Source organism: Glutamicibacter sp. NPDC087344, assembly GCF_044744225.1.
GTDB lineage: Bacteria > Actinomycetota > Actinomycetes > Actinomycetales > Micrococcaceae > Glutamicibacter.
Window position 1 is genome coordinate 185,508 of record NZ_JBIUXY010000007.1, and the last position, 18,926, is coordinate 204,433.

Annotated in this window: 15 protein-coding genes; 7 read left to right on the forward strand and 8 right to left on the reverse strand. The window is 58.5% G+C overall.

Annotated features, from left to right (window positions below):
- Positions 1-441 precede the first annotated feature (441 nt).
- Positions 442-1,509: an Ldh family oxidoreductase gene (locus tag ACIOWL_RS14115; RefSeq protein WP_400386260.1), complete on the reverse strand. Its 1,068-nt coding sequence runs from the start codon at positions 1,507-1,509 to the stop codon at positions 442-444.
- Between the two features lie 102 nt (positions 1,510-1,611).
- Here ACIOWL_RS14115 and ACIOWL_RS14120 point away from each other — a divergent pair, with 102 nt between their 5' ends.
- Positions 1,612-1,926: a putative quinol monooxygenase gene (locus ACIOWL_RS14120; protein ID WP_400386263.1), complete on the forward strand. Its 315-nt coding sequence runs from the start codon at positions 1,612-1,614 to the stop codon at positions 1,924-1,926.
- A gap of 12 nt (positions 1,927-1,938) precedes the next feature.
- Here the strand turns inward: ACIOWL_RS14120 and ACIOWL_RS14125 are convergent, their stop codons facing one another.
- Positions 1,939-2,661: a GntR family transcriptional regulator gene (locus tag ACIOWL_RS14125; protein ID WP_400386266.1), complete on the reverse strand. Its 723-nt coding sequence runs from the start codon at positions 2,659-2,661 to the stop codon at positions 1,939-1,941.
- Between the two features lie 75 nt (positions 2,662-2,736).
- Here ACIOWL_RS14125 and ACIOWL_RS14130 point away from each other — a divergent pair, with 75 nt between their 5' ends.
- Genes ACIOWL_RS14130 through ACIOWL_RS14145 form a run of 4 tightly spaced genes read left to right on the forward strand, consistent with a single transcriptional unit; the run spans position 2,737 to position 6,367 of the window.
- Positions 2,737-4,200, forward strand: coding sequence for a CitMHS family transporter (locus ACIOWL_RS14130; protein WP_400386269.1), 1,464 nt, complete (start codon positions 2,737-2,739; stop codon positions 4,198-4,200).
- A gap of 29 nt (positions 4,201-4,229) precedes the next feature.
- Positions 4,230-5,606, forward strand: a complete 1,377-nt coding sequence (locus ACIOWL_RS14135; RefSeq protein ID WP_400386271.1) for an NAD-dependent succinate-semialdehyde dehydrogenase — start codon at positions 4,230-4,232, stop codon at positions 5,604-5,606.
- Between the two features lie 9 nt (positions 5,607-5,615).
- On the forward strand, positions 5,616-6,071 hold the full coding sequence (locus tag ACIOWL_RS14140; RefSeq protein ID WP_400386274.1) for a cupin domain-containing protein: 456 nt from the start codon (positions 5,616-5,618) through the stop codon (positions 6,069-6,071).
- The gene (locus ACIOWL_RS14145; RefSeq protein WP_400386277.1) at positions 6,068-6,367 is read left to right on the forward strand and encodes an antibiotic biosynthesis monooxygenase family protein; all 300 of its coding nucleotides are present in this window, start codon (positions 6,068-6,070) and stop codon (positions 6,365-6,367) included. The genes ACIOWL_RS14140 and ACIOWL_RS14145 overlap by 4 nt, the downstream gene beginning before the upstream one ends.
- A gap of 246 nt (positions 6,368-6,613) precedes the next feature.
- On the opposite strand, the gene ACIOWL_RS14150 is transcribed toward ACIOWL_RS14145, so the two are convergent.
- Complete coding sequence (locus ACIOWL_RS14150) at positions 6,614-8,062, reverse strand: MFS transporter (RefSeq protein ID WP_400386280.1); 1,449 nt, start codon at positions 8,060-8,062, stop codon at positions 6,614-6,616.
- A gap of 81 nt (positions 8,063-8,143) precedes the next feature.
- Here ACIOWL_RS14150 and ACIOWL_RS14155 point away from each other — a divergent pair, with 81 nt between their 5' ends.
- Positions 8,144-8,593 (forward strand): MarR family winged helix-turn-helix transcriptional regulator, encoded by a 450-nt coding sequence (locus ACIOWL_RS14155; protein WP_400386283.1) that lies wholly within the window; start codon positions 8,144-8,146, stop codon positions 8,591-8,593.
- An 800-nt stretch (positions 8,594-9,393) separates the two neighbouring features.
- On the opposite strand, the gene ACIOWL_RS14160 is transcribed toward ACIOWL_RS14155, so the two are convergent.
- Positions 9,394-9,834: a hypothetical protein gene (locus ACIOWL_RS14160; RefSeq protein WP_400386286.1), complete on the reverse strand. Its 441-nt coding sequence runs from the start codon at positions 9,832-9,834 to the stop codon at positions 9,394-9,396.
- Between the two features lie 627 nt (positions 9,835-10,461).
- On the opposite strand from ACIOWL_RS14160, the gene ACIOWL_RS14165 reads away from it, so the two are divergent.
- Complete coding sequence (locus ACIOWL_RS14165; RefSeq protein ID WP_400386289.1) at positions 10,462-12,255, forward strand: plasmid pRiA4b ORF-3 family protein; 1,794 nt, start codon at positions 10,462-10,464, stop codon at positions 12,253-12,255.
- Here ACIOWL_RS14165 and ACIOWL_RS14170 read toward each other — a convergent pair.
- Genes ACIOWL_RS14170 through ACIOWL_RS14185 form a run of 4 tightly spaced genes read right to left on the reverse strand, consistent with a single transcriptional unit; the run spans position 12,252 to position 18,887 of the window.
- Complete coding sequence (locus ACIOWL_RS14170) at positions 12,252-13,409, reverse strand: Wadjet anti-phage system protein JetD domain-containing protein (RefSeq protein WP_400386292.1); 1,158 nt, start codon at positions 13,407-13,409, stop codon at positions 12,252-12,254. The genes ACIOWL_RS14165 and ACIOWL_RS14170 overlap by 4 nt on opposite strands.
- An 11-nt stretch (positions 13,410-13,420) precedes the next feature.
- The gene (locus ACIOWL_RS14175) at positions 13,421-16,783 is read right to left on the reverse strand and encodes an ATP-binding protein (RefSeq protein WP_400386295.1); all 3,363 of its coding nucleotides are present in this window, start codon (positions 16,781-16,783) and stop codon (positions 13,421-13,423) included.
- Positions 16,780-17,442 carry a DUF4194 domain-containing protein gene (locus ACIOWL_RS14180; protein WP_400386298.1) on the reverse strand — a complete coding sequence of 221 codons (663 nt, stop codon included), beginning with the start codon at positions 17,440-17,442 and terminating at the stop codon, positions 16,780-16,782. Before ACIOWL_RS14180 ends, ACIOWL_RS14175 begins: the two co-directional genes overlap by 4 nt.
- Positions 17,439-18,887, reverse strand: coding sequence for a DUF3375 domain-containing protein (locus ACIOWL_RS14185; protein ID WP_400386301.1), 1,449 nt, complete (start codon positions 18,885-18,887; stop codon positions 17,439-17,441). Before ACIOWL_RS14185 ends, ACIOWL_RS14180 begins: the two co-directional genes overlap by 4 nt.
- Positions 18,888-18,926: the final 39 nt, after the last annotated feature.

The window sequence follows — 18,926 nt, forward strand, 5'->3', positions numbered from 1 at the left end:
TCACAAAGGGGTGATTCGTCCAGGCGTAGTGGCTCGCTGCATACTTTCATTCCCTATGGGGAAGTAGGGTCGTTGCGCAAATCTTTGGGGAGAAGGTGATTCTGAGCGATGCGGTCCAATGCCAAGGTGGCGGTTGATCTGGGTTTCTGGACATCTGGACTTTATGGGTGGTATTTCGATATGCGGAGAGCGCCAATGGTCACCAGATTTGCTGCAACACCTCAAACTGTTCGCACTCGCCGCGGATACGCAATCGTTTTTGCGCCGATGGCCTGAGAAGCGAGCTATTTTGCTTCTCAGGCCATTGGTGCGGAGCGGTGGCACTTTCTCATCAAGTGCACCGGTGCTCCGGAAGGGGAACATCGGTGTCGGTCTAGAAATCAGGAGGTGGCAACCGGCATGCGATATTTCCGCGACTTTGGGGTCAGGCGCAGCAGCGCGCTAGGCCCGGCTTGGCAGCTCTACATCTGTTTCGTGTCCTAGTTTTGCCAAGTCTGCCCAGGTTTGCTCCGGGAGCAAGAGGGTTCCTTCGGCTCTGCGGGCCGCCTCGTGCCGGTCTTCGAGCTCTCCCGGGATGAAGATTTCTGATGCTCCGTGGGCCAAGGGAGTCTCTTTGACCTCATTGATGAGCTGTTCCAGGCGCTCTGTGTAGTCTTCGGGGGAACCAAAGCTGGAAACATCCAGTGCGATAAACATGTGTCCGCAGCCGGAGCGTTCGTTTTCTCGGTAGGGTCCGTTAACGTTCTTGCCTGAGGAGCTTCCGGTGAGCACCCCGGAGAGCACATCCATCATGAAGGAGATTGCGTAACCCTTGTGGCCTGCCATGGGCAGGATGACGCCGTCGACTGCTTCGGCGGCATCTGTGGTTGGCATTCCTTCCGGAGTGAGCGCCCATGACTCGGGGATTGCCTCGTTGCGCTGGCGGGCCAAATAGATTTTGCCGCGCGCCACCGCGGTGTTGGCGATATCCATGACGACTGCGCCGTCTTTATACGGGGCGCCGATGGACCATGGATTGGTGCCGATTCCTTTTTCCTTGCCACCCCACGGGGCCATTGCCGGGGAAGCGTTGGTGGTCAGGATGGACACGCAGCCTTCGGCGGCTGCCTTGCGGGTGTAGTACATGGCGGTACCGAAGTGATTTGAGTTGCGGATGCCCACGGCGCCGACGCCGTGGATTTTCGCGCGTTGCACAGCTTCGCGTTGGGCTAGGTCGGTGAGGACCTGGCCTACGCCGTCTTGACCGTCAAGAAGCAACATTGCTCCGGTGTCGATCAGGGTGGCCGCCTCGCTGGAGGCCTTCATGGCTCCGGTGCGCAGGCGTGCAACGTACCAGGGCAGTCGCAAAACTCCGTGGGATTGATGGCCCCAGAGGTCGGCCTGAACCAGAGAATCGGCGACAAGCAGTGCATGCTCGGGGCTGAGGCCTTCGGCTTGGAGTACTTGTTGCGCGAAGTACAGAAGGTTCTCTGTTTTTACGGGAGATTGGGTGTCTTGATTGAGAGCCATGATGTCTCGCTCCGATCTGGGAATGATGTACACATTCAGGTATACAATCAAATGTACATCAAAAACTCGACAAAGAGTACGCCCGATCGAAAGAGGTCCTTAATGTTTTCCTTGTGGGTCACCCTGGAAGTTATCCCCGAGCACCGCGACGAGTTCCTGGCTGCCATTGCAGAAAACAGCCGAAGGTCGGTGCGTGACGAAGCGGGATGCTACCGCTTTGACGTGATTGAACTCGGTGGCAACAGTAATCGTTTCGCGTTCTATGAGGTATATCGGGATGAAGAGGCGTTTGAAAACGAGCACAAGCAGGCTGAGCACTATTTCACGTATCGAGAAATCTCTCAGAAAGTTGTTGTTCCCGGAAGCCAGGTGAACATTTCGGGGGAGCTGGTCAACTCGTTCAGCTGGTTCGAGTAGCCCGCTGCCTACCTATCCCAGCAGGTCGACGTGGCCGCGGCTCCTGCCTGATTCCTGCTGATCCAGGAGGGCGGCAAAAATTGCGCGGTCAACGTGATGCAGATGCTCATCGAGCATGGTGGCGGCCTGCTGCTCCTGGCCCTCGATAATCGCCTGGCACATGGCGATATGCTCCGCGGTTGATTCATGCAGTCGCGCATGGTCGGTGTGGGCAATTCTCTTCAGGCGCGCCGTGTGGGTGCGCAACTCGGCAATCGACCGGCTCAGGTGCCCATTGGGTGTGTACTGCAGCAGCAGGTCGTCAAAGCGCCGGGTGTTTGCGCGAAATCTTGCGGCAAAGGATTCGTTGTATTCGAGGTCCAGGATCTCCTGGAAGTCCTGTTGCAGTGCGGCGAAGTGATCCCTGATCTCCGCGGATTCCTCCGCTTCTCGCGCGACCAGCCGGATGGCCGCGGGTTCAATGATGCGCCGGAAGTCAAAAAGCTCCCGAACCGTCCTGAGTGAAATGCGTGACACGACGGCTGGCCGGCGCGGGGCGATCTCCACCAGTCCGTCTGCCGCGAGTCGCCTCAGGGCCTCGCGCACCGGTGTCCGGGACGCGCCAGTGCGGTCAACCAGCATGATTTCGGGCAGGGTCTCACCCGGCGAAAACACGCCTTCTTCAATGTCTGATTTGAGCTGAAGATAAACGGCATCGGTTTTCCCGGGTGCGCGCTGGCTGAGGTCCTTGTCCATGAATCTAGTGTACGTCGCCCCGGTGCACCAAGACATGTACAATCTTGTGTACCGTTAGGTATACAAGTACAGTAAGTGTCACCAATCACTTTCCAGCCCGAATTCACCCGCAAGGAAACGTCAACGATGCTTGTTCTCCTCGGCTTTCTCATGATCGCCACCTTCATGTACCTGGTGATGGCAAAGAAGCTCACACCGATCGCCACCCTCATTTTGGTTCCGTTGGCCTTCGGCCTTTTCGCCGGAGCCGGCCTGGGGGTAGGCGACATGGTGATGGAATCAGTCGCCAAGCTTGCCCCTACCGCAGCGCTGCTGTTTTTCGCCATCATCTTTTTTGGAACCATGATCGATGTGGGGCTGTTTGACCCGCTGATCAGAGGGATCCTGAAGTTTGCCGGTAATGATCCGACCAAACTGGTAGTTGGAACCGCACTGCTCACCACGGTGGTGTCACTGGATGGCGATGGGTCGACAACCTTCATCATCGTCACCTCCGCATTCCTCCCGCTCTACCTGCGTTTAGGAATGAGCCCGGTGGTGCTGACCGTGGTCGCCGCCATGTCCAATGGTGTGCTGAATACCGTTCCGTGGGGTGGCTCCACCTCACGCGCTGCGGCCGCTCTGGGTCTCTCGCCCATCGATATTTTTGTTCCCATGATCCCGGCGATCGTCACCGGTTTGATCGCCGTGCTGCTCTTTGCGTACTTCCTGGGACTCTCCGAAAAGAAGCGCCTGGGCTTGGTGTTCCTTGACGAACGCTCAACCGGGAAACGAGTCATGGAAGACGCCTTGGTTCGCGGAGGATGGTCGAAGTCGCAGAACGGCGCCGCATCTTCTGCCACGGCGCAGGGAAGTGCTCAAGGCTCAGATTTCTCTGCGTCCTTTAGCGAAGATGGCACGTTTGTCCAGCGCGCCAATGCCCGGCCCAAGCTGATTTGGGTGAACTTCATCCTGACCTTGGCCGTCATGGTGCTGCTGGTGGCAGATATCGTTGAACCGGCCCTGATCTTCATGGTGGCCGTGGGTGTTTCGCTGATCATTAACTTCCCGAAGGTTGCGCAACAGGCAGAGCAAATCCAGGCCCATGCTTCATCGGTGATCTCCGTGGTGGGCATGGTGTTTGCCGCCTCGGTGCTGACCGGAGTGATGAACGGTACCGGGATGATCGAAGACATGGCCGCGTGGCTGGTGTCCATCTTGCCAGCCTCGTTGGGTCCGTTCATGGCCGGAATCGCAGGCATCCTCAGCATCCCGTTGACCTTTGTCATGACCAACGATGCCTTCTACTTTGGTGTCCTGCCGATCCTTTCGGAGACCGCCGGCCACTTCGGGATCACCCCGGTAGAAATGGCCCGGGCCTCTCTGATGGGCCAGGCGCTGCACCAGTCCAGCCCGTTGGTTGCCTCCTTCCTATTGCTTATCGGCATGGCCAATGTGCAGCTCGGCGAGCACTTCCGCAAGGTTATCTGGCGCGGATTCTTGGTGGCCCTGGCCATGCTCATTGCCGGCGGGCTTTTCGCGGCCTACCCACTGTTCTAGTCCACTTTCTCAATTTAGGGAGAATCTAAATGATCACTACTGTGAACCCAGCCACCGGCCAGCAGGTTGCCGCCTTCGAACCGCACACGGCAGAAGAAATTGATGACATCCTCACCAGTGCAGCTCAGGCGCAAAAACAATGGCGTACGGTGCCGTTGACTGAACGAGTCGGTTACCTCACCAAAACCGCTCAGGTGCTGCGCGAGCGCAAAGAAAAGTACGCGCAGATGATCACCTTGGAGATGGGCAAACCCATCACCGAAGCCCGGTCGGAAATTGAAAAGTGCGCACTGACCCTGGATTACTATGCTGAGCACGCGGCAACATATCTCGCTGCGGAGTCCATCGAGACGCAGGCCGAAGAAAGCGGCGTCGTTTTCGAACCCCTAGGTGTCGTGCTGGCCATCATGCCGTGGAACTACCCGTTCTGGCAGTTCTTCCGATTCGCGGCTCCCGCTTTGGCCGCGGGCAACGGGGCGATCCTCAAGCACGCCAACAACGTGCCGCAGGCCGCTTTGGCGGCCGAAGAAATCCTTCGAGATGCCGGGGTGCCGCGAGGCCTGTTCTCAACCGTTCTGGTTGATTCGTCCAAGGTCGCTGGCATCATTGCCGATGACCGCATCGCTGCAGTCACCCTGACCGGTTCCACTGAGGTTGGTGCCATCGTCGCCGGGCAGGCAGGACAGAGCTTGAAGAAGCAGGTCCTCGAGCTCGGCGGCTCGGACCCATTCCTTGTCTTGGCCGATGCGGACGTGCGCAAAGCTGCCGAAGTGGCGGTGAAAGCACGATTCACCAATGGCGGACAGAGCTGTGTGAATTCCAAACGGTTTATTGTCCATGACAGTGTGGCCGATGAATTTGTGAAGCTCTTCACCGAAGGTGTTGCCGCCCTGAAAGTGGGTGATCCGACCGAGGACACCACCCAGATCGGCCCCATGGCCCGCGCCAATTTGCGTGCGGATATTGACGACCAGGTGCAGCGCAGTATTGCCGGGGGAGCCGAGCTCAAACTGGGCGGGAAACTGCTTGAGGGGGACGGTTTCTACTACGCACCCACCGTGCTGGATCACGTGCAGCCTGGCCATGCGGCTTTCGATGAGGAAACCTTCGGACCGGTGGCGGCGATTATCCGGGTCGACTCGATCCAACAAGCCGTCCGATTGGCCAACCAAACCGAATTCGGGTTGGCCGCCACGGTCTTCAGCGAAAGCCACGAGACCACGCGACAGGTTGTTGCACAGCTTGAAGCCGGTGCAGTTTTTGTGAACGGCATGGTCGCCTCGGACCCGCGCCTTCCCTTCGGCGGAATCAAGAAATCCGGTTACGGGCGTGAGCTGAGCTCCTACGGAATCCGTGAATTCACCAATATCAAAACCGTTTGGTACGGCCCGACGTCAAAGGCCTAAGGACTGATCATGACAAAAATTTATGCTGAAAACAGCTCGGTTCCGGCCGCGATTCTGCGTCCATCACAGCTTCCCGCCAAGGACCGGGGAAACGGCGCGGTCACGGTTCCTCTGGTGACTGCCGAGGTCGGGTCGACAACGTTCCTGAACGGGATCACAACCTTTGCGCCCGGAGCGGCAATTGGGCACCATAGCCATAATTGTGTTGAGTCGGTCATGGTCATTGAGGGCACCGCGTACGTGGACATCGACGGGACTGAATTCTTCCTCGAAACCTATGAAACAACATTCGTTCCAGCGAACATTGTCCATAGATTCCGCAACGCCTCCGATATCGAAGAGATGAAAATTTTCTGGACCTACGCCTCCATTGACGCCACTAGAACCATGGACGGCTCGGCTGACCGGCACCGTATTGATACGGAGCATCCTACCCAGCCAAGTGCAACAGGAGCAGCGCAGTGATTTTTGAAGTTGCAACCATCAAGGTTCTGCCTGGCCATGAACAAGCATTCGAGCAAGCCGCCCTTGAAGCCATCGTGTTGTTTCAGCAGGCGGCCGGGGCCCTATCAATGACGCTGAATCGAGTGGTGGAATCTACCTCCACCTATGAGCTGCGTGTTGGGTGGGAAACGGTGGAACACCATACCGAGCATTTCCGTTCCTCTCAGGCCTATGGGCAATGGCGGCAGCTTATTGGCGATCATCTGGACGGCGCACCGGCGGTGGTTCACACCACGCATGTGCTCAACGGCTTCTGATGACTAGGTACGCAGACTTCGGCTGCCGGCGTGCAGATATGGAGCAGTGAAAGCGGCGGTGCTATGTGCTGACCCTTGACCTAGCGAGGCGCTAGCCTGTCCGGCACCCACCGTTAACCCAAGATCCCCGCCGGGAAACCCGGCGGGGATCTTTTCGATCATCACTCGCACCTTTATGAGGTACTTATAACTCTAATCCGGGGGACTGTGCCTGCCCTATGTAGAGCGTCGGCAAAGCCCGGACAATTACTTGGTATTGGCCGACAACGGAACATCAACCGGTTCCAGCTCGCTGCGTGGTGCGTTTTTTGGAATAAAAATGGCTACAAGCACGGCGGCGAGGGAGAACGCCGCTCCGAGGATCAACGCCGTACGGAATCCTTGTTCGGTAGGAATCAGTGTGCCGTGGAAGTCGGTTGACATTTGCGCCAACACCAAACCGATGACGGCGGCGCTACCGGTGGTGCCCAGCGAACGCATCAACGTGTTGAAGCCGTTGGCGGCCGCGGTTTCGCTACGCGGCACCGAACTCATAATGAGAGATGGCATGGCGCCGTAGGCAAAGGCCACGCCGCTGTTGATGATCACCGCGGTGATCAGCAAACCCCACGTACTTCCCATGCCCCATTGGCCGACCAGGTAGCCAGCCGCCAGGATGATGATGCCCACGAGCAGGGTGAATTTGGCGCCCCGTTTGTCGGAGAGTTTTCCTCCCACCGGAGAGAGGATCAGCATCATGAATCCAGCTGGTGCCGCCCACAATCCAGCGGCCAGAACCGACTGTCCCAGTCCGTATCCGGTGCTTTCGGGAAGCTGAAGAATCTGGGGCATCAACAACATGCTGACGTACATGCCGAAACCAACAAAGATCGAAGCGATGTTGGTCAGCAGGACACGGGAAATCACTGCGGTGCGTAAATCAACCAATGGGTCGGTGGCGCGAAGCTCCCAGAACCCCCAGGAGACTAGAGCCAGTAACGCCAGGCCAAAAAGACCAAGGGTCAGCGGCGAAGCCCAACCCCATGATGAACCCTTTGAAATGGCCAGCATCAATGACAAGATGCCTGCGGACAAGCCGATGGCGCCAAGCCAGTCGAAGCGCTGCCCCGCGGCACCGGCTTTGCTTCCGGGGATGAATTTCCAGATCAGTAGCGCAACAATCAGGGAGACCACGGAGCCGCCAATAAACAGCCAGCGCCAGTTTGAAAACTCAATGACCGCCGCGGAGACCGGCAGGCCGATGGCGCCTCCGGCGCCCAGCGTGGCGCTGACCGTGGCGATGGCGGAGGAAAGCTGTTCCTTGGGTACAAGGTCACGCAGCATGGCGATACCCAAGGGGATCATGCCTGAGCCGAAACCTTGCAAAGCGCGGCCAATAATCATGATCGTGACGTTGGGAGCCGCCGCGCAGACGAGACCGCCAATAATTAGCGGCAGCGCGAGGATGAGGATCATCCGTCGTTTGCCGAAGAGGTCGCCCAGCCGTCCGGAAACGGGAACTGCCACCGCGCCGGCCAGCAGAGTTGCCGTGATAATCCACGCTGTGTTCTCCGCTGAGGTGTTGAAGATTTCCGGCAACTGCGGGATGAGCGGTGAAACCATGGTCTGGGTCAATGCCGAGGCGATACCGGCGGTTGCCAGGATGCCGACGGTAGTTCCCGGCCGGGTGGCGGATGTTCGGGCGCGGTTGGTCAAGGGTGCCTTTCCGGGGAATGTGTAAGATACATACGATATTCATCATACACATCTCGGGTAGCATTAAAGATCGATTGGAGCGTGATTTACATCGAGCGAGACACCGCGGTTATTGAGTACGAGCAGATGATGCTGAGCCGGTTTTTTGTTGCCCAGCACCGACGTCGTAACGGTTTGGACCGAAGCGCCTACCTCATCCTGAGCCAAATCCTTGCCCGGGGACCGATGTCCATTGGCGAGCTGAGTGCCGCGCTGAGCCTGGACGCCTCAACCCTGCAGCGTCAGGTTACTGCGGTGGTTCAGGAGGGGTTGCTGGAACGCAGCCTGGATCCAAGCGGAAGTGCCGCACGGAAACTCGGTGTCACCCAGCATGGACAAAAACTGTTAGAGGAAGACCGCGCGGGGTATATCCGTGACCTCGATGCTATTACGGCCGACTGGTCCGCCGAGGACGTCAACACCTTTGCAAAATTGCTGCGCCGGTACAACGGGTCGATTGAAGCGTATCGAGAACTTAAGCGCGCTCGGTGAGCTTGTTGCAGTACGGCTCCACCTCTGTCTTCGAGATGTACAGGTCGGTGGTGCTCGCCGGTTTTGCGCGCTGAACACCATCTGGCGAGGATTTGAAGGCGCACCCCTGAATACTTCTCCTAGGAAAAGTCTGGATGAATCCTCGGTCTGATCGAAGTTCGGTCCAACACGGCGTAGTCTCGGGACGAACGTTGAACGATGGGACCCACGAGGAGCTCAGGGTGAATGGGAGCAAACGCAAAAATTATGATCTGTCCTTGTCGCTGACGATTGATCAGTATGACGACCTGACAACCGCTTTGGAAGACCGCCGCGACGGTTTGCGGAAGATGGCCGGCGAGGCCGCTAATGGATTCGGGTTAGGCGCAGGGTATTGGAATGGCCGAGCCGAAGAAGTCCAAGACCTGCTGAACTGCGTCCGTTCGTATGACCATAGGGGTAACGGGGGTTCGAACCGCGGGATACACCCCAAACCTACTGCGTAGCCGCAATGGGTGTTCGGTACGCCGATTCATTTGCCGAAGTTGGTGCAAGGAAGGGCCGCCGCGGTGGCCCGCGCCGAGGTCGGCAACACAAGATATCGCCTGAACTTCGATTCGGCACCTGGGATGCGTCGAGTTCCTGCCGGTAAATTCACCTTTCAGCTCAGCGCCTTTGATGTGCCAGAGCGCTTCAAGGTGAGGTTCAAACGGCCCTGTCAGGAGAGTGGCAAAGAGGCCGTCCCCTTCAGTAAGGAAACGGCCTCTGACTCGGTTCGCCGCAGCTCGTACGGCACCGAAGGTTTGCTGCTGTCGGTAAGGCTAGATGGTGACCCTACGCGAATAACTCATTTTTGCTGAGCTGGGAATTGATTGGAAACTTGGGATTGGATGCGCGACAGCGCTGTATTCCCAATACTTGACCCGGAAGGTTACCGTACCTTCGCGTTCGGCTCGTTCGAAAAGGGAGCCGATGGGAACCGAATCCGCTTCGACCGGCACAGGCTTCAATGCCTGATTGGGTGTGGAAATGTGGATCAGTTTGAGCTCCTTGGAACTCGGATCGATCATTGCAACGAGAACGGCTCGTCCATGCATCGATACGAGACCCATGACATCATTGGCGGATTCCTTGGCAGCCGTCATCACGACCGGCATATTCTGAATCCACCCATGGGCGCTGAGATGACTGCGTCCCTCCCGTGAACTCAAAAGTTCAGTGACACGCTCAGCAGTTTCTGTCCTGACGATGCGTCCTGGCATGTGTACTACCTCCACCTTGTTCGTAACTTTCCGAGTGACCCCATCAGTCACGGTGAGCATCGCAAGATTCGAGTTTCAATGGTTTTGCGATGCCACAGTGTCTATGCCACTCTACGTGATTTTGCGACAAGTAGTTCGGGATATCAGATCCCCGAATGTTTTTGAAAACTGCTGGCGTTTCCAAGAGTCATCAGGCGCCGGAATCATGGCGGCAAAATAGGTGCCAAGAACCCACTGGTTGCACTAAAAGCACAGGTCAATCCGGATATCTTGTTTGCTCTGGATGGCTCATTAATATAGTTGAACGAGCTTCGCAAGGACTATCAGTCTTTTGCCAGAATAGTGCGTGCATCCAGAGTGAACCGGAGGTCTTCGCTCATGCGCCAGCGGTGGAAGTTACGTGTGGTTCTTCCCGTGCCGCAGAAGCCATATGCTGCGGATCAACTGGATCAACCATCTGCGACGTGGGTGTATGCACCAAACTCGGACACACGGCCCCGGTACCCAGCCGTGCCCTTGTCCGGATGCGGATTCCGAAACACAAAGGTTCAAGGGGTAAACCGGTATCGGCACCTATACGTCGTAATCTTGAGAGTAAACAACGAACCGTTGGAGAGGTGCAGTACCGTGTCCAAAAAGAAGAAGAAACCGCAGCGCAAACAGGGCCACCCAGCAAAGATTAATTCGAACATCATCTCCCTGGCGCACAGCAAGGTCAACCGTGGAATCGATGACCTGACACCGGACTTCGCGCGGTGGTTCGAACTGGCTTATGTAGGCCCCGGGTCGGTGGAAATCACCTTGGCGGCGGTTCGTGATTCGATGAGCGTTTACGCCGATCTTCTCGAGATTGAATCGGTCACGGATTTTGATCCGCAGACAGTTCTCGCCATTGTCCATGGGCTCGTAGACCGCGAGGAACACCGTGAGGACAAGGAATATCTCGCCAAAATTTTTACTGAGTCATGGGGTGCCTACACGCTCTTCCTGCAGGATTCCGGCCGTTGGAAGTATCCCGAGCAAGAACTTGAATTGCTGCGCCAAGGCCTGCGCAGCTCGCAGTTCTCGTTTAATGGTGGGCCCGGCCTGGCCGGGGTGCTGGAGGACGACACGCAGCTTGACGACGGTTTGACCGATGAAGAACGTGTAGAGGCCGCCCTGGCCCAGTTCGAACAAATGCCCGTGGTTGCTTTAGGCCACGCCATGGCACAGTGGGTGGCTGAATCCAAGGGGCGGCGATGGAGCAAGGAAGATGGCCAAGGCCTGATCAAATCCGCGGTGCAGGAACTGGACTCCTCTATACCCGCCGGATTCAGCGGTGAACGGTGGGAGCTGATTGTTGGACTTGTTTTCGCTTCGCTAGGCATCGCCCGGGTGTTGAATCTGGATTTTGAGCAGCCTGAACCAGTGGAGAATGCCGAGGCCTTCGCACAGCGTGAGGGGTTGCAAGCGTTCGAGGCAACCTGCACGTTGGTCCGCTGGGTGCTAAAGCTGTTGCTGGAGACCAAACTTGAAAGCGCCCCGGACGCCCCGAACGAGGAGGAAGTGTGGGAGCTGACGCTCGGATGGTTAACCGCGGCGCAGGTCCAGGAGCCGGTTCGAACGGACCTGAAGCCACCTCCTCTCGTGGAAAAAGACACCTGGAATCAGGCTCACGAACAGATGCGTGAACTGGTGGCATTGGGAATTGTCGAATCCGGTGACCACTACTCGGTTCCACCCGTAGTGGCGGCGATCCTCGCTGATTTGGAAGCAGAGGAGAGTTACGACCCCGAGGATGACGACCAGTTCTCACCCTTTGAACCCGAACTTGGGTGGGACGAAGACGAACCTAAACGTCCCGAACGAACTACGTGGTATGCCGGTGAAGTTTTGCAGCTTAAGCTGAGCCTCCGCGATGCCAAGCCTCCCATCTGGCGTCGGGTGCTGGTGCCGTTGGATCTGCACCTGGGGGACCTGCACGACATCATTCAGGCCGCCTTCATGTGGACCGATTCCCATGAGCATATGTTCCAGACAGGTTTACGGAGTGGGAAAACCTATGGGGCGCTCTTCGGTGCCATGACGTACGACGCAGACGAGGAATCGACACCGATTTCCGAGGTGCTGCACAACGTCAAGGACCGGCTTGAATACACCTACGACTTTGGCGATGACTGGCAGGTGCGTATCGAGGTGGAGAAAGTGCTTGAAGCGAATCAAGAATTCCTGCCGCGGTGCACCGGCGGTCGCAGATTCGCTCCCGTGGAGGACTCGGGAGGAATTGGCGGGTGGGAGTACAAAATGCAGGTCATGCAGGATCCCAAGCACCCCGAATACGACGAAGTCCGCGAGTGGCTGGTGGAGACCGCGTTTGAAGTTCCAGACGCCTCGGAATTTTATGCAGTTTCGGTCAACGACCGATTTATGGACGAATTTTAGGCGGGATACTCATCCAGCGTTTGGTGCAGGACCTGCAGCGCGTGGGCCCAATCGATTCGTTCTTGTTCTAGGCGCAGACCACCGGAATCCCGCAAGGTTTCATAGGCGGCAGTTTCACCGGTGGTCAGCGCCGTGGGCGCCGAGCGTCCCGGGCCGTTGGGATCCGGGACTGCAAACTGAGCAAACCTGGTGAAGGTTTCCACGTCCATCATCAGCGACCGGACCTCGGGGATCACGCTGCGTAAAGCCGCGAGAATGTTCAACCCATCGGCGTCAAGATCACCCCAGTACAGCAACGTAGCGGCGCGGACCCACGGAAGCTGAGCACACCAGCGCACATCGTATCCTGCGCCGTGCAGCGCCACGGTGCCAGGAATCTCGGGCAGTGAAAGCAGTGTTTGGAGGTTTTCGATCACGATGACGGTATGCGCAGGCACGCCAAGCTTCGCCAATTGCTCTATCGGAGCGGTCACATCGCATAGTCCGGCAGGGGCCAAAACAGGATCAAGAAAGCGGACCCGGTAATGTTTTGGCGCGCTGGCTAAGCCCAGGTCCTCGGCGCCGCCCAATGCCACGTGCAGTGCCTTGATCACCGACAGGTGGCGTTCGAGCCATTTGGAATCGATGCCTTCGACCGGTAACTGGCGTGGATAAAGTTTTGAGCCCGGATGCTGCTGCAGCCAATGAAGGACATCAAAAACCCTGTCAAAATCATCATTCTCCAAGGCCGCAATCTTGTTCATGAGCTTGGAAACCACCGCGGCAAAAGCCGATGCCTCCGGTGGGTTGCCACTACCCAAGTTCAGCAATCTTTGCGCCCTGGCATGGTGGATTTCCCATGCCGAGGCGCGGCCCAGAAAACTCGCCAACGCCTGCGGAGATTGGGCTTCCAATTTCACCGGGATCAGCTGAGTCCCGCTGTTAGGCCAATGGCGCTGTTCCCAGATGATCTCAAGGCCCGCGACGTTGATCTTGCTCCAACCGCTCAGCCAGCTTGCCACCAGCCCAAGATCGCTAGCCGCTTGCCGGTCCGTGGGAGGTTGAAGACCTAAAAGCACCGCGTCGCCAGGCATGAACGGTACTACCGCCCAGGCCGAGCACTTGCGGTCATAGATCCGCCCCAAACGTGTCCGTGCTTCACTGACGGTGATCATGGCATGACTTTCTAAAACAGGGCTTCGGGAACGATCTCTTCAACCGCAACGGGCTCGGCAGCTTCTTCTGCTTCATCTTCGGACGTAGGCTCAAAAGGAACTTCCGAAATATGCGAAGCTTGGGAATCCTCACAGGTCACCAACGCGACACCGCCAACATAGTCTTCCAAGGTGCGCAGCAGTTTCATGGGGGTCGCCAGAATCATATGGAAACCAAACTCCGTGAAGATATCCATGGCGGTTTTGGTGAACTTGGTATCTGCCTTGTCAAAAGCCTCATCCATGACGATGGAGGCGTAGGTCGGATACTTTGCATTCCCCGCCAGCTGGTAGCGCAAGGCGGCCGCCAGGCAGAACACCACCAGTTTCTGTTTCTGCCCGCCCGAACGCCCAGCACCCGAGTCATACACGTCCATGACGTTGCGCTCGGTATCAACTTCAATGGCGGTAAACCGCACATGGTTGCGTACGTCCAGCACCTGTTGGCGCCAGGACCGATGCGCAGGTTCCGAGGAACCCAGCTGAGTCATGAGCCGGGCGAGCACCTTGAACCGGCCCTCAGCCTCGGCACGGTCTTCTTCCGGCGCCAGCGCACCGGTGGTGACGGTATTCAGATCCTTCAGGAAGTCGTTGGCCATGGCCGGCCGCGCATCTTCCACCCGGATTTGCAGGTAATGGCCGGGGGAGTAGTAGCTGCGCAGCAACGAGGAATTGATCGGTTCGATGCGGCGGCGGATTTCTTTGGCGGCGCGTTGAATCTGTTCGCGCAGCTGAGCAATGTTCTGCTGGGTTTGGGTGCGCAGCATATCGAAGAAGCGGTCTTCGAACTCGGGAAGCCGGTCGGCTTCCAACGCGCTGAGCACCTGCAGGTATCCCGCACGGTCATCCACCGAATCCTCAAGATCCGCTGCCGACTCAGGCCACCCAAGTTTGAATGCGGTGATGATCTTGGACATCTGCTGGTGCAGGTCCGCCATGGCACCGCGCAGTTCCTCCTTGGTCCGGGAAAGCGCCGACTGCGCCCGGCGGGCGTCGATTTCAATCGACTCGGGAGTAGTGGTCCGCTGGGTTCGAACCCTGACAAATTCCTGTTTCAGGGCACCGGCGACGGACGCCGGCACCTCACCGGCCGGCGACTCATCAAGCTGAGCCAGGGCGGCTTGCAGTTTTTCCACCGTGGCCAACGCGGACAGCTCGTTCTTTTGCGCTTCGCGTTGAGCACCGCGTGCCGTGGTCTCACGGGCCTTGGCCAGTTCCAGCTGGTGCTGGGCGCTACGCAAATCAGAGTCATCTGCCAGCAGGGTAGCCCTGGCATTTTCAAGTTCGGTGATCTGCCGGGCCGCCCGGTCCTGGTCGAGTTTGTCCCACGGCAGATCCACCATGTCTGCAGCCACAAAACACCGTGCGTTGTGCAGGTCCAGGGCGGCTTTGGCTTTCTGCTCGGTGGCCGAACAACGCTGAAGTGCGCCGCCGGCGGCTTTCAACTCCAGCTGCAGCTGTTCCAGCTTGGAATCGGTGTCGAAACCAAGGACCCAGTGCCGTCGATCATTGACCTTGTGGCGATCGTTTTTCTCGAAAGAATGCGCGGAGCGTTTGACCTGCCCGGCCAGGGTGACACCCTGCGTGGTTGCCTGCAGTTCTTCAACGCTGTCCACGCACTGGTAGTCAAAACGGGTTGAGAGCCGGTGCTCCAGCCAGGCACGCATGGGAGTATCCGCCACCTGGACCCGCTGCACCAGCGAATTCACTCCGCTCGCCCGAGGCCGTTCAGGCTGCTGCCGAGAGATCGTTTCGTACTTCAGCGAGGTACCCAAATGGTGTGCATTCACCGACTGGGAAACTTTCAGAGCATGAGCCGCGGGGACCAGCATCACCAGCGCGAGGGGACGCAATACCCGTTCAATCGCACCGGACCATTGGGCGAAGTCCGGGTGCACCTGCAAAAGTTCGCCAGCGAACCGCAGCGTGCGTGGATCCAAACCGGTATCCTCGCAAATCAGCTGGCGTGCCGCGAGCAGATCATAGGGGAGGTTGGAGCGGCTGCTGCGCAGCGCGTTCATGTCCCGGTTAACCTCAGCGACGGCGGCGGCCGCCTGAAGACGCTGCGAACTGGCATCTCCCAGCGTTTGCTCCAGGCGCTGTTTTTCCTCGGTGCTGGACTCAAGCAACCGGGTGCATTCGGCCACGAGTTCAGCGAACTGCGCGGCATCTTCGGGCATGGCCATGAGGGCCGTAGCCAGCTTGCGCTGCACACTGGCACGGTCGGCCCTGATATTCTCAAGCCCGGTGAGAGCGGCGGACAGTTTGGTTTCCAACAGCGATAGTTGCAGCCCGCCACGCTGTTCTACCTGAGCGCGCAGGGTGTCGCAGGCCGACTCGGCCGCGTCCAGCTCCTCGGTCGCCTCAGCCAGCTGGCGTTGCAGGGTGCCGTGGTGGCTGCGGCCGTCATCAATCGCGGCTACTGTCAGTTCACGGCGCCAGGCATGGGTGAAATCATCGAGATGATCCAGCAGGGACTGCACCTGATCGGCGCGCTGCGCTGAGTGCTCGTACTTGGTATTCGCGGCCCGCAGCGGGCTGAGGTGCTCGACCTGGCGCCGTGCACGCAACACCGCCTCATAGGCCGCGTTCAGCTCGGTGAACTGATCCACCGCAGAATCCGCCTTCGCGAACGTTCCCGGCTCGTCAAGCATGAATTTCCGGAAGAGCTCATCAAGCGAACCGAGGTTCTTGGCCGATTGAGTTTTGTGCAGCAGCAGCGCCGCGCGCTCGCCGGAGAGCCCCAAGGCGCGGGAGATGCGGTGCGCAAAACGTGAGTGTTCCGAATCCACGGTTGCTTCCGGGAAGGCCGCTTTGAGTTCGCGTACCTTCAGCCCGTTCGCGGCGTAGGCTTCAAGCTCCGCAAGGCCCAGGGCCTCGCCGGTGAGCAGGGATAAATCCTTGACATCAGCGGGATTATTATCCCCGGCCTTGACGTGGAACAGTTTAACCAGCGTCTGGGTTTGCGCCTTGCCGTTCGAATAACGCAGCAGGATTCCGGACCAGGTGGCTTTGGGCCTCAGGTACTGGCTGGTGATTTCACCGGTTTCTTCATCTGCACTGCGCCGCCAGGCGCCACGCACGTACGTTAGCACCGAACGGTCCGCGGAACGGGTGCTGCCATCGGCTGCCGCCGCGTTGAAACGGGTTTTGCCGCGCGGGGTGAGCACCGCGCTGATGGCATCCACCAGGGACGACTTGCCGGAACCGGACTCGCCGGTCAGCAGGAAACCCTTGCGTGGAATCTGCACCGAATGCAGGCCGGAGAAGGTGCCCCAGTTGGCGAGTTCTAGATGTTCAAGCCGCCACTGGCCTGCTGGCAATGCTGCGCTCACTGGTCTTCCTCGGTTTCCACATCATCAAATTTGTCTTGCCGTGCGAGCCGTCGGTATTCGTCCTCGACGGCGCGGATCTGCTCCGGTGAGAAGATCAGGCGCAGGATCGGTGAAACTTCAAACCGGTCGGGCACGCTGGAAGAGAGCAGCAAGCTGTGTTTGAGCATCTTGGTCCAGGCGGAACTCACCCGTTTGAGGAACCCGGCTTCATCGGTGGACTCTGCGGAACGATAGCTGTTCAGATGATCAAATACCTCATCACGGCCGACAAATACGCGCTGGGTGTTAGAGCCGCGCAGAAGCTCGCGGCGCAGATACAGCAGCATTGCGGTGTCCAAAAACGTCAGGGCCATGGTGCGGACCACCTGCGGAGCCCCAGCCTCCAAGGAGGCGTTGCGGACAAAAGCCACACCCTGCGTTTCGTCCAACACCAGGTCGAGGAACATGTCTGCAAGCCGGGAACGGAGCGCGGTGGTGTCCGTGAGCAGCACTCGCCACGCTTCGGAATGGCGTTCCGCTGAGACATACGGCCCCTTGACCAACTGCACCAAAACCTTGCGGGAAGCCGCGGAGAGTTCGCCGGTGTCTTCGGGCCATAGCCGGGCATCACGGTTTGCCGTGTCTTCGATTCCTGCGGTGGTGAACGTTGGCTCGCTCATACGATCTTCTCCTGGAAGAGGAAGCGGGGGACGGTGGCTTGGCGGGTGATTTCGGCGCTGACCCAGCTGACCGGTTCCGGTGTGCCGCTGACGGTCTGCGCATGCGATTCGGCGAGCACCAGCAGGCCGACAACGCTGGCGATTCCCTGGGTCGCAGGGTATTTTTCAAGGATCTCGGCGATGGTGGCCGAACCCTGGGCTTCGAGCACGGAGTTGATATTGTCTGTGATTTCGGTGAAATCAATTTCCGAAGCGCGCACGGATTCACGCAAGGCTTGCAGGTCAGCGGTGCCTGAAGAGTGAATGACCAAGGCTTCACTTGTTTGGGATTCCGACGGATTGTGCAGCTTCATCGCGCTGGGCGAGGACGTTTGCAGGCCGGTGAGCGGCAGCTCGAACCCCAGTTTGGTGAAGGGCCGCAACGTCGCAGCGGCTGTTAAGGCAGCAGACATGGTGCTTCGCAGCTGTCGATGCACCTCGCGGTCTTCGGCGAGTTCTTCGGACTGGACAAATCGCCGCAGGCTTCGGCCCAAGGAGGTCATCACCATGCTGATTTCAGCGCTGGAGTCCTGCATGCCGGGCAACAGGTCGCGCAGCGCCATCCGTTGAGTTTCATTGAGTTTGCGGGCGAAGGGACGGCTGAGCAATTCATCAATGTCATCGTCTACCGCGACCGTGCGTTCGGGATCAAGCAACAAGGCATGGAACGCGGAGAAAGACCGTCCGGCATCGGATTCCGCCAGCAGGTCGACACCCCGGAAAATATCATCCAAGACGCTGCCGCGGGAGGCCGGTTCCTCAACCAACTTAACGCGCAGCGAGCGGTTGATGGTTTCCAACTCCGCACGGACCCGCGCAAAGTCTTCGGGAAGCTGGCTGGCTAGCGACAGGATGTCCATGGCCGCATCAACGGCGCCTTGCTCATCAATATCCGTGGTTTCACCGCGTGTGAGTGCTTCAATCCTGGCGTCCAGGGCATCGCGCTGCGCGCGCAGCGCGTCCAACCGGCGGGAAATATCCGGGTCGGTGTCGATATTCAAGGTCCGGACCCGGGAAACGATGGTGGAGAGGCGGGACTCCGTGACGGAGGTCCGCGGAACTGCAAGATCCTCGATGAAACGCAGGGCGGTTAACGACCCGTCGCTGAGCTCATAAAGTTCCTCGCGGGCATCACCGGGGCGGCGGACAAGGTAGCCGTCGGAAAGCCATGCTCGAATGTAGTTCGCTGCGGTTTGCGGCAGGTCGAAACCGCGGTCGCGAAGCTCATCAAGGTCTGCGTCCACCGCCTCGATCAGTTCTGGGGCGGCGATTTGCCGGCGTTGGCGCGAAAACCTGGCTCCCAGCACACCAAATGCCACGGGTGCGTTGTCTGCGCGAAGCAAACCCCATGCCGGGCTTTCGGCCAGTAAGCGGCGAGCGGTGAGGGCGGCTTGGACTGCGGACATGTATTACAGCGTAGCTAGTGGCAGTGGCAATGGGCTATT

What these genes read in the sequence shown, in the direction of transcription:
- ACIOWL_RS14115 (WP_400386260.1), bottom strand. Translation starts at nt 1,509, where the DNA reads ATGGCTCTCAATCAAGACACCCAATCTCCCGTAAAAACAGAGAACCTT.
- ACIOWL_RS14120 (WP_400386263.1), top strand. Translation starts at nt 1,612, where the DNA reads ATGTTTTCCTTGTGGGTCACCCTGGAAGTTATCCCCGAGCACCGCGAC.
- ACIOWL_RS14125 (WP_400386266.1), bottom strand. Translation starts at nt 2,661, where the DNA reads ATGGACAAGGACCTCAGCCAGCGCGCACCCGGGAAAACCGATGCCGTT.
- ACIOWL_RS14135 (WP_400386271.1), top strand. Translation starts at nt 4,230, where the DNA reads ATGATCACTACTGTGAACCCAGCCACCGGCCAGCAGGTTGCCGCCTTC.
- ACIOWL_RS14140 (WP_400386274.1), top strand. Translation starts at nt 5,616, where the DNA reads ATGACAAAAATTTATGCTGAAAACAGCTCGGTTCCGGCCGCGATTCTG.
- ACIOWL_RS14160 (WP_400386286.1), bottom strand. Translation starts at nt 9,834, where the DNA reads ATGCCAGGACGCATCGTCAGGACAGAAACTGCTGAGCGTGTCACTGAA.
- ACIOWL_RS14170 (WP_400386292.1), bottom strand. Translation starts at nt 13,409, where the DNA reads ATGATCACCGTCAGTGAAGCACGGACACGTTTGGGGCGGATCTATGAC.
- ACIOWL_RS14180 (WP_400386298.1), bottom strand. Translation starts at nt 17,442, where the DNA reads ATGAGCGAGCCAACGTTCACCACCGCAGGAATCGAAGACACGGCAAAC.
- ACIOWL_RS14185 (WP_400386301.1), bottom strand. Translation starts at nt 18,887, where the DNA reads ATGTCCGCAGTCCAAGCCGCCCTCACCGCTCGCCGCTTACTGGCCGAA.